The organism is Sinomicrobium soli (genome assembly GCF_003285545.1).
Lineage (GTDB): Bacteria > Bacteroidota > Bacteroidia > Flavobacteriales > Flavobacteriaceae > Sinomicrobium.
On the sequence record NZ_QLNV01000023.1, the window covers coordinates 23154 to 34343 of the forward strand.

General features: G+C 48.7%; 6 protein-coding genes. All 6 read right to left on the minus strand.

What is annotated here, in order from left to right:
• Nucleotides 1-25: 25 nt before the first annotated feature.
• Nucleotides 26-1867 carry a RagB/SusD family nutrient uptake outer membrane protein gene (locus tag DN748_RS18190; protein ID WP_112373267.1) on the minus strand — a complete coding sequence of 614 codons (1842 nt, stop codon included), beginning with the start codon at nt 1865-1867 and terminating at the stop codon, nt 26-28.
• 43 nt (nt 1868-1910) lie between these two features.
• Nucleotides 1911-5018 (minus strand): SusC/RagA family TonB-linked outer membrane protein, encoded by a 3108-nt coding sequence (locus DN748_RS18195; RefSeq protein WP_161554605.1) that lies wholly within the window; start codon nt 5016-5018, stop codon nt 1911-1913.
• Nucleotides 5019-5221: 203 nt separating this feature from the next.
• Nucleotides 5222-7348 (minus strand): glycoside hydrolase family 30 protein, encoded by a 2127-nt coding sequence (locus DN748_RS18200; protein WP_112373269.1) that lies wholly within the window; start codon nt 7346-7348, stop codon nt 5222-5224.
• An 88-nt stretch (nt 7349-7436) separates the two neighbouring features.
• On the minus strand, nt 7437-8786 hold the full coding sequence (locus DN748_RS18205) for a Gfo/Idh/MocA family protein (RefSeq protein WP_112373270.1): 1350 nt from the start codon (nt 8784-8786) through the stop codon (nt 7437-7439).
• A 7-nt stretch (nt 8787-8793) separates the two neighbouring features.
• The gene (locus tag DN748_RS18210; protein WP_112373271.1) at nt 8794-10188 is read right to left on the minus strand and encodes a 3-keto-disaccharide hydrolase; all 1395 of its coding nucleotides are present in this window, start codon (nt 10186-10188) and stop codon (nt 8794-8796) included.
• Nucleotides 10189-10320: 132 nt separating this feature from the next.
• Nucleotides 10321-11190 (minus strand): Gfo/Idh/MocA family protein (locus tag DN748_RS18215; protein ID WP_146746651.1); only part of this gene is annotated, 870 nt, incomplete at its 5' end.

The following is an 11190-nucleotide window of genomic DNA, read 5'->3' on the forward strand; positions in this document are numbered from 1 at the left end:
AGCCCCGGGTTCCGGGCTTTCACTGTCAGTGGAACGGGTTCGGAACCAGCAGGGGGTTGGCATTTATCGCATTTTGGGGAATTTTGGAATAGTAATTACCAAGCCTGAAATACATGGGCGAACCGAATCTCGGTGCGTTTCTCCTGATAAAGACATACTTGTTGTGTTTCGCAGGATCGTCCGGACGAACCACGCGATAGGGCCAGAGGGCCTTTATCTTGGCGATGTCGGAATCGGGGTCTCCGTCATAGAATACATGAGACAGTCTCCAGCGTTTCAGGTCCCACCAGCGGTGGTCTTCGAAGGCCAGCTCTACCTGTCTTTCCTCCGCGATTTTTTCAAGAGAGAGTTCGGTAAGGCTGTTTTCCGGGAACCCTGCCCGTACCCTTAGCCGGTTGATGTATTTCAGGGCAGTGGCCTCGTCTCCCAGTTCAAAGGAAGCTTCTGCGGCATTCAGCAGTATCTCCCCGAGGCGGAAGCGCACCCACCACACATCACTTCCGTCGCCCTGGTTGCCGGAGCCGGTTCGGGTATCGAGATGTTTCCTGATATAAAACCCGGTATTGGTGTTAAAACCGATACTCGGCAGTGGTCCGTCGAGCCCAACCATGAGCCCGCCGTCGGAATAGGTGTCTCCCAGTTTATTACTGGAGGCCATATCATAGGAACTTCCGTTCCAGGCCAGTACTCCCGCCTGTATACTTACCTTTTCTCCTCTGAAGGCGGCCCCGGGATAGATGACTGTACCCCAGAGCCTGGGGTCCTTGCCGGCAAAAATATCTTCGGGATGGTCATAATACACATAGTCGTCTCCTGCGCTGTTCATGGTCCTGAGCTCACCTTCATCGCCGTTCAGGTAGTCATAGGTTTCCACGAGGTGGAGAGAGGGCGCGGTACCCGAAGAATTGTCCGGTGCTTCCCTCAGGGAACGCGGAATATTGTAAAATGTAAACTTGTGGGTTTTCCCGTCCTGGCTGTAGTCGTAGGCCCAGATCACTTCGGGGGAGTTTTTATTGACCAGTGCTTCGTAAAAATTCTCTTGTTTATCGGCGTTGTTATTGTACAGGTCATAGGGCCCTTCCCCGATAATCTCGAGGGAAGCTTCCAGGGATTGCCGGTAATAATCTTCGGCACGGTCTGCCGGAATGCCTACTTCCCCTCCCGGGGTTGTTATGGGGGCGTCCATGAGATTGTTGTACCTGGCAATAGCACCGGCATAAAGCATGGAACGCGATTTCAGGGCCAGGGCAGTCCACCGGTTGGCCCGGGTCCTGCTGGTCCCGTCCTGGGGCAGGTCGTCTTTTACAGCATCCATTTCAGAGGCGATAAAGTCGTATATCCCGGCTTCCGTACTGCGTGGCACCCGGTATTCCGACACATCCTGTGTGCCGTCGTAATCATAACTTTCCAGCACCAGGGGCACCCCGCCCATGCTGCGGACTTCAAGGAAATATATATAAGCCCTTAAAAACCGTCCTTCTGCAAGAAAGGAGCTCTTTTCTTCTTCGGAAAGCAGGTCTGTAGCCTGGATGTTTTCGATAAAGATATTGAGGTCCCTGATGAGCGGATAGGCCCATATTCCCCTGAAATCGTAATTGTACTGTTGCCGGTTGTTGGTTCTTCCGTCTTCGTTGATATGGGCAGACCACATGGCGTCGTCGGTATCGATGATCTGCACCCTTGTGCCATCGTCAAACCCTGAAAAATGCTGCATTCTGCCGTAAAGGTTGGCCAGGAATGACCGGATCAGTTCAGGGTCGCTCCACACCTGCTCGTCGACAAGGATATCGGTGGGCTCGCGGTCCAGGAAATCTTCACAGCCGCCCAGACATAAAGCCAGGATGAGAATATAAATCGTTTTTTTCATGGAATATCGTTTTTTCTTTATTCTGAAAATAATGTTATGCCTTTTAAAAGGTGAGGTTAAACCCTGCATTGACCACCCGGTTCGGGGGATAATCATGCCCGCCGGGGTCCATTATTTCCGGGTCCATCCCGGTGCCTTTCATATTGTCGACGGAAAACAGGTTAAAGCCGTTGATATAAAACCTGAGCTGCTCGATATTCAGTAGGGAAAGTATGCTTTCGGGCAGGTTGTACCCCAGCTGTACATTTCTGAGGCGCAGGTAGGTGATATTGAGAAACCAGAAATCCGACCCCATGTCTATGGCTTCCCGGTTTGTTCTTCTCAGGGCGGGATAGGTACCGCTTACCCAGGGACTGTCCGGATCGAAAATATCTTCACGGTGCCAGCGGTCGTTCAGCAGGTAATCGGGGGAATTCTGGTTGTTCAGCAGGGCCACCTTGGCCACCGACCCCCGGCCCCGGCTTTGCATGCTGCCTCCCGCAAAGGTGAAACTGAAGTCGAAGTTCTTGTATTTAAGCCCCCCGTTCAGGCCGTACATCAGGTAGGGTTGCTGCCCTTCGCCATAACCGGTAGGCCTGTCGTCCATACCGTTGATAACGCCATCGCCGTTTACATCCTCATAGATAAAATCTCCGGGCATCAGGGTCGTATTGTTTTGTCCGTCTATATTTACGGGGTAACCGGAGATCTCCTCTTCGCTCTTAAACCTCCCGATCACGTGTTTTCCCCACTGTACGCCGGCCCAGCGGTCCTCGCTCGAATTCCGGTAGTGGTCCCAGGAGCTGCCGAACTGCGGATTATAGGTGTAGAGGTTCCTTTTACGGGAGAGGGTGGCATTTCCCCCGATAGTATAGGACACCTTTCCTATGCTGTTCCGGTAATTCAGGGAGAATTCCATTCCTATGTTAGCATCTGCCCCGAGGTTTTCCGGAGGCAGGTCGATATTGACCTCTACAGGAAGGATCACATCATTTCTGGATCCCGGCAGCCCGGTCCGTTTTCGGTAAAAACCTTCCAGGGAGCCATCCAGTTTATTATCGAACATGGAAAAATCTATACCTACATTTGTTATCCGGGAACGGATCCAGGAAAGGGTGGAAATAGGCATACCCCGGGGAGCAATTCCCGTAATAACCTCCCCGTCGAGGACGGCATTACCGGCACCGTAATTATAGCCGGGTAAATAGGCATAGGGGCCTATACCTATATTGTCATCTCCCATTTCCCCGTACGAGGCCCGTATTTTCAGGTCGCTCAGAACACCGGTGTTTTTCATGAAAGGCTCTTCCGACATCCTCCATCCCGCAGATACGGAAGGGAAAAACCCCCACCGCTTTCCCGGGGCAAATTTCCAGGCGGCATCATATCGTCCCGCCACTTCGAGGAGATACTTGTTCTCGTAATCGTAATTCACCCTGAAGAAATAGCCCTGGCGGGCCTGCTCGTCCAGGCTGTTGGTGGTTTCCTGTACCTCGCTGACGTCGTTTATGAGTTCGATGACATTGGTGGAGGGAATGGAACGGACGAAAAAGTTTTTGGTCTCTATCTCTTCCGCCTCGACTCCCAGTATCCCGGCGATATGGTGCCCGTTGAACGTCCTGTTGTAATCTGCCATGGCCCGGAAGATATTTTTCTGGATATGGCGGTTCTCCTTAGACCGGTACCGGTTCGACCGGCCGCCTGTTTTTACATAGGTGTCGGTTTCGCGGTTGTAGGTATAGGTATCGTAGCTTTTTTCAAAAACATCGTACAACAGGTTGTTATAGAAATAGGAATAGATGCCCTTTAGCTTTAATCCCTCTACGGGAACGTCGTATTCCAGGTCGAAATTGGTCTGTACGGTGCGCTGTATATCCCTGGCATATCCCGCAACGGCAAACATGGCATTGTTGGTAGGCAGGGAACTGGTGGTGTTCAGGTATTCGGGGTTGTTATTGGCATACGGGGTTTCGGTAGGCCTGTTTTTGGTCTGGCTGCGCAATGCCTGCATATAATCGTCGGTGCCGGGAACACCCGGGGTTCGGTTTTTTTCGATCTTTCCGTTGATCCTGATCCCTGCCTTGATCCTCTTCCCGATGTTTGCCGAAATATTGGATTGCAGGTTGGTACGGTTAAAATTATATCCTTCGAAGACTGCTTCCTGGTTGATGTTGCTCGCCGAAAAATAGTAGTGTATCTTTTCGGAGCCCCCGGTAACACTTCCCTGGATAAACCGTTGCGGAACCCCCTTCCGGATATAGGACGACCAGTCGAAGCCCTGGTAGCCGGGTTCTGTGCCTTCCTGCCATTTGGCCACCTCTTCGCGGGTCCAGTTGGAAGTACCGTTCTGATTGATGTCTGCTTCGGCCATGGCCCTTACATAATCGCCTGCAAGTGCCGGTTTATAAAACCTTGTCAGGCTCTGCCAGCCGTAATAGCTGTTTATTTTAATGGTGCTTTTCTGGTTGTACTTCCCTGATTTTGTGGTGACCAGGACGACGCCATTGGAGGCCCGCACCCCGTAGATCGATGCGGCGGCATCCTTGAGGACGCTTACACTTTCGATATCGCCGGGATTGAGGTTGTTGTACTGATCGGCCCCCTGGGGGACCCCGTCTATAACGTACAGGGGCGTTCCGAAGTTCCTGATCTGGAAACTGGTGGTATTTCCCGGACGGCCGTCGCTCTGCCGGGCCGAAACGCCGGCGAGCTTTCCTACCAGGGCTTCGGAAACATTGGCAACAGGAGCTTTTGATATTTCCTCGCTTTCCACCTGCGAAACCGCCCCGGTAACGGTTTCCCTTTTCTGCCTGCCATACCCGATGACCACCACCTCATCCAGGGACTGCTCGCTGGCAGAGAGGGTAATATTAATGGAGGACTGTTCCTTAATTGCTATTTCTTCCGTTTTAAAACCGATATAACTGAAGGTAAGGACAGCCCCTTGTGAAGGTACTTCAATGCTGTAATTACCGTCAAAGTCGGTTTGGGTACCGTGAGCAGTCCCCTTTACCAGGATGTTTACCCCGGCAAGGGGAATTCCGTCTTCATCAGATACTGTTCCCCTTATCTGTTTTTCCCCGGGTTGCTGGGCGGCAACCGTGCCAACGGAAGCACAAAGGAAGAACAGGATAAACAGATGTTTCAGACCGGGGAGATCGCTTTTTTTCATATTGAGCATAATTGGTGTACCGGTAATGACCCGAAGGCATTACATTCGGCTGATTAATTATCCTCAAATAAAATGTCATTTTTGCTAAATACTTTGCAAATTTGTGGCAATTCCTTAAAAAAATGTAGCGATAAATTATAAATGAACAGATTGAGACAAAATGATGATTTTATAGGTAATAGAAGAACTCACAGCGCGTTCATTTAGTGTTCTGCGGAAACAGGAGTTATTTCCAGGTTGTCAAAACGGACATTCGACCAGGAATCACTCGCAGAGAAAAAATCCTTGCATCCTTCCCCGAGAGAGCCGAGGGCAATATTGCCGTTTTTAAAAGTATCGTCAACCACTTCGCCTACTTTTTCATCTCCGATAAATACCCTGATCACAGGACCGTTGAGCTCCAGCGCGACGGTGATCCATTGTTGAGTGTCTATCCCCGGCACAGTACCGGACAACAGGCTGATAAACTCGCCCGTATTCCAGTTGCTCGGGTTTTCAGAAGGGTCCTTTCTGAGGAGCTCCCATGTTCCGTGGTGGTCGAGAGAGAGCCAGTATCCTTCTAACAGAAAAGTCCCGCCATTGTCCCCGTTACCGTCAAATCTTCCGCTTAACATGACCTTGCCGGGATTTTCCATAAACACATCTGCCTGAACCCTGTAGTCGGTCCACGCGATATCTCCTATTTCAGTGAGGGGCTGTTTCAGCGGTCTGGTATGCCACATACGCGGAGCTTCAGTAACCACTTGTCTCAGCGAATTTCCCTTGTGGCCTTTTCCCGAATCTGCAATGGTAAACACCCCGTTGGCGTCGATAAAATACCGGGCCATCCCGTCTTTTTTATAGCCGTCGAAATTTTCGGTGTAAGGGAACGGAAATTTTCCGGACGGGGGAATTACCGTAGTTCCGCGGCCTTGTCCCGTTGTGGTAGACAGGGTGTAGACACAATCCTTATCGAGGTGAACCTTAATTTTCCTTTTGCCGGCTGGAGTGGCCTCTCGCTGTTTAAACCATTCCGAAGGCTTCATGAAGTCAGAGCGCCAAAGTTGTACAGGCTTTTCCGGGAGATCGTCGGATAACCGGACCTCCACGTCTACGCCTTCTTCCGGAAAATTTTTGTCATAAGTGTTGAACACCAGGGTATAGTTGTCTCCTTCAGGAGCCCTGAAGGCAATAAATTGTCCCGCCCGGGTCCCGTTCTGCTCATACACATGATGTTTTCCGGTATCCAGGATATCCCATCCGGGTGCTGTGAACTGGGTAAAATGAGAAAAGGCCCAAAGGTTGGAACCTATCTCGTAATGCCCGCTCCAGGGTTCGTCGGCATTTATAAAACCGTTGGAAGCCCACGGCATATTATCGTATACGGAAGCCGTCATGGACCAGCGTATGATACCGTTCATTTTTACCTCCAGCAACAGCCTGATGATCTGGTTTACCCAGCCATATCCGCTTTTTATGTTCCTGTAGCTTCCCCCTCCGTCTTCGGTAGACCAGATCTCCTTATTGAACGTATAGGCGGCATCGGGCATAAAACCGGAGGGGCGGCTTTTGTAGTGCACCCCGATAATGTCTACGGCTTTGGCGTAAAGAGGTTCTTCCTGCATTTTGTCGACGACCTGGAACTTTTTTACCATAGCCCCTTCATCGGCCGCGACGATCTTTACACTGTCATAACCATTATTGTCGAGCAGCTGCCGTAATTTTATGGTCATTGCGGTATTGACATGTGCCTTGTGGTCTTTGTATTGCTCGTTCTGGTTACCCCCGATATAATCGATATGCAGGCCGTGCTTTTCTTTTGCTCCCCGTACAAAACCGAAAACAAATTCCGCTTTCTGGTCGTCTGTTTTCGCCCATGCGGGATACCCCCAGTGCAGGGCGGAAAGTTTAATACCGGGATTTCTCTTTTTGGCTTCCTTCATCAGCCACCAGACATATCCCCGTTCGAAATCCGGTGTTTCCTCAAGAGTCCTTTTGTAACTGGGCCAGGAAACAGCCGTATTGTTCCCGTCGTAGCCTATTTCCACCTTGAGTACCTGCAGGGATGCCCCGTAACCGGGCAGGAAAAGGTAGTCGAGGATCTCTGATCGCTGCGGTTCGGGATAGTCGTACAGCAGTTTTTCATAACTCGGTATGGCGCCCAGCCCCCTGAAGGTGTTCAGGATGGCGGTCCCGTCTATGTCAATAACCTGCCGCGGGATCGCCGGCTTTCGGGATACGGAATCCGAAAAGATCACAGGGCAGGCTTCTATGGGGTTTCCGTAAGCGGAAAGGACAATGACCAGTGTTGCAAGGTAAGGCAGTATATAGTGCCGGAGATGTTTTTTCATGATTATTCTTTGAACTAAATTGTCGTAATAATTCTTTCAGAAAACCATAAACTGGTTATGTTTTCGGTATGGTAAATCAAGGGGTGAGTTAAAGTAACCTCTGAGGCTCCCATCCTTTTTCATACTCCCTTGTCCATAAGGCTCTGGCTTTTCTGCTGTTTTTAATATGTCCGTTTTCAGGATTACATTCCAGAGTCTCTCCGGTGCGGTATGAAATATTAGCGAGATGACAGAGCAATGTACTTTTGACCCCTTCTTCAATAGGGGAATTGAGCTGCTCTTTTCCTCGAATGGTTTCGAAGAAATTGACTACATGAGCAGTAGAGATATCTCCGCCGCCACCAAGCTGGGTTCCTGCTTCAGAACCACCTCCTTTACGTTCTTTTATAGATTTTCCATTACGGTCATATAAGGTATACCCCGTGCGGTTTACCAGAACGGAACCTTCCGTTCCGTAAATAAGGGTTCCTCTTCCCTTGCCATAGGTATTATATCCGTTCCGGCTTTTTCCGTCCCAGTTAATGGTTTTACTGTTGCCTTCAAATTCAAAAGTAGCGTTCATGGTATCATACATGCTCCATCCGTCCTCTGGCCAGTGTCTTTTTTCAGCTTGACAGATCACTTTTTCCGGAAAATTTACCTTTAGGGCCCATCTTGCAATATCAAGTTCATGTGTTGCATTGTTTCCCGCTTCCGCGGTTCCGAAATCCCATCCGTACCAGTGCCAGTTGTAATCCCAGGTGTCGTGGGTATATTCCCTTCTCGGAACAGGCCCCTGGAAGAGATCCCAGTCCAGGCCTTCAGGTACGGAAGCTTTACGGGGAGCAACAACCTGACCACGGTTTGCGGAATAAAAAGCGACAGCCTGATATGGATGTCCGATGATACCATTATGGATCTCCCGGATAATCTCTATACTGGGGAGGGAAGAACGTTGCTGATTTCCCATTTGAACGATCTTATTATATTTTTTTTGGTAGGCGATAATAAGTTCTCCCTCTTTCGGATTATGGCTGCAGGGTTTTTCCACATAGGTATGTTTACCTGCTTCCAGTGCGAGCCATGTTCCCGGCGCGTGCCAGTGATCTGGAGTGGCATTCAGGATGGCATCCACATTTTTGTCTTCAAGTACCTTAAAGAAACTGTTTTCGAGTATCGGAGTTTCGGAAAGCCCCTTTTCCGCAAATCTTTTTGCGGCCTTTTCACGCTGTGATTTCATGACGTCGCACAAATAACTCAGATTAATATTACTTTCCTTTCGAACTACGGGATTTATATAAGCTCCGAGCCTTCTGCCTAACCCTACAATAGCTATATTGAGTCGGTCATTAGCCCCTATTATGCGATTATAGCTTTTGGCAGTAAATCCCAGGGTGCCTATAGTGGAGAGCCCTGCAGTAGCCAAAGCCGAGTTTTTTATAAAAGACCTTCGTTTCATATAGCTGCTATTTTAATTCTTTTATTTTAATATTTTTAAAACTGACTTTGTTGCCGTGATCCTGAAGTAAAATATGACCTTCCGTAGCTTCACCGAAATTTTTCCATATTTTGTGTTTGCTTTGTGTTACGAGATTCCGGAATGCTTCGGACCCTCGATGGTATTCCAACACTTTAGCTCCGTTGAGGTAATGCTCTACCTTGTTGTCTGGGTATACGATTACCCGACCTTTGTTCCATTCTCCTACGGGTTTTACGAACCGGGACTGTTTTTTGGCAGCGATCAGGTCGTATAGGGAGGCCAATGTGCGATTACCGTTACGCCCTTTTTTAGCATCGGGGTGTCTTTTGTCATCCAGAATCTGGTATTCCGGGCCTATGGCTGATCCCGGGTTATTTTCGGAGAGGGTAACGAAATATTTTACCCCGCTGTTTGCTCCTTCTGTTAGCTGAAAATCAAATGCGAGGTCGAAAGTACTATACTCATTCTTGGTAACGATATCTCCAACATTGGCAGACTCCTCTCCTCCGGAGGCTTCTATAGAAAGTATCTCGTTGTTTACGGTCCATCCGGAAGCGGGGAATTGATCTTTATATGCGCCAACCCATCCCTGACCATTTTTTCCATTAAAGAGCAGTTGCCATCCGTGATCTTTTTCATATGTTGTAAGTTCATTTTTTAGATTATTAACCACAAAAACGTCCTTTTTAAAAGGCGTGGACTTCAAGTTTTTTGTTTTTATCCTGATATTTTTGAAATAGGTCCTGATACCCTCATGCTTCGGGTTTGCAATCTTGTGCACTTGAAAGCCTATAAATCCGCGGGCATCAGCGTCATCTGCGATATAAGATGTTTCCACACCATTAATCCATGTCTTGATCTCATGGCCTATAGCTTCGATATGAAAAGTATTATATTGACCCTTTTTGAATGCCTTTTGTGATTCCGGATTAAGAGAAAGAGGATATAACCATTTTCTACGCCCTTCATCAAAAATTCCGCCAGACCAGTTTCTTTCTGTAGGATCTATTTCCACCTGATAACCATACACCAATCCTTTACCGTTCTTTCCGTCCGGATCATAATGGCTTCGTATCTGAACTCCGGAGTTGCCGAAATCATCCTCTACTTTGACATCCACTTCCAGGATAAAATCATCGTATTGTTTTTCAGAGACGAGGAAGGTGTTGGGAGTTTTAGATCTGGTGATACCCACAATGGCGCTGTCTTCTACAATGAAGTCTGCTGTTCCCGTAATTTTTGTCCATCCGTTGAGGGTTTTTCCATCAAACAGGTAATCCCACTCGTCACTCTGCTGTTTTTTTTCAGGAGTGCATTGAGCAAGGCATAAAGATGTCATGAGGCTCATAACAGATAGTTTGATAATTTGTGTCTTTTTCATAGGGTTTTATAAAGTATTTATATTTAAATTTCTAACACCTCACATAAGATTAAAAATGCTTTGGTGGCAGTGTCCAGGTGCTTTTTTCTCCTTCCGTACGGAGAGGAATTCTTTTTTTGGCCCGAGATTATTTTACAGCGGATGTAAGTTATATTCGGGATTCCATGACTGAACGGTTCCAGTGTACAGGGAGGTATTGGCCAAAGCGGCACATATGGCAGTGGTACCCCCGGTATACACATTGGAATCAGGCAAGGTGTTTTCGGAAATGGCACTGTAAAAATCTCTGAAGGCATAATAGCTGCCGTCTTTTAGCTTTTCGTTACTCAGCTTGATACCCTTTTTATCCTTACTCCAGGTTAGTTTTGTAGCGCCACTTACCCCGTCTACCTCCTCCAGCTCTTTCCGGGTTTCGGGTTCGGGGTAAAAGAGACCATTACGTATCAATAGAGATACAGTGCCTTTGGAACCCTTGATACGGAAGGAGTACCCGTCGTGCTGATTAGAACAAGTAACCCCGAAATTGCCTATCATACCCTCTTTTTCATACCTGATATTTACCTGAACGTTGTCATAGGTTTCCCTGCCGTCCTTATACCGGTCTATGCCCCCGGTGCCGTAGATGGTGGTGGGCCTGCAGTCGAAGGCCCAGTGGATAAAGTCCATCTGGTGGGAGAGCAGTTCGGCGGGAAGCCCCCCGGAATATTCCCGGTACATCCGCCAGTTGATCTTTCGTTCCAGACCAGGGTCGGGTACCGGCCTGCGCCAGTCCGAATTGCGGTCCCAGCGGGCATCGATCTGGGTCACCTTGCCGAGATAACCGTTCTGTATCATCTGCTTTACCTTATAATAGACGGGAGAATACCGGTACTGGTGTCCTACCTGCAGGGTCTGTTTTTTATGTCTGCCGGCAATATCTACCAGTTGAAGGGCCTGTTCCGGGGTAAAGGTCATGGCTTTTTCGAGCATGACATGCTTTCCGGCTTCCAGGGCATCTCTGGC

What these genes read in the sequence shown, in the direction of transcription:
- DN748_RS18190 (WP_112373267.1), bottom strand. Translation starts at nt 1,867, where the DNA reads ATGAAAAAAACGATTTATATTCTCATCCTGGCTTTATGTCTGGGCGGC.
- DN748_RS18210 (WP_112373271.1), bottom strand. Translation starts at nt 10,188, where the DNA reads ATGAAAAAGACACAAATTATCAAACTATCTGTTATGAGCCTCATGACA.
- DN748_RS18195 (WP_161554605.1), bottom strand. Translation starts at nt 5,018, where the DNA reads ATGAAAAAAAGCGATCTCCCCGGTCTGAAACATCTGTTTATCCTGTTC.
- DN748_RS18200 (WP_112373269.1), bottom strand. Translation starts at nt 7,348, where the DNA reads ATGAAAAAACATCTCCGGCACTATATACTGCCTTACCTTGCAACACTG.
- DN748_RS18205 (WP_112373270.1), bottom strand. Translation starts at nt 8,786, where the DNA reads ATGAAACGAAGGTCTTTTATAAAAAACTCGGCTTTGGCTACTGCAGGG.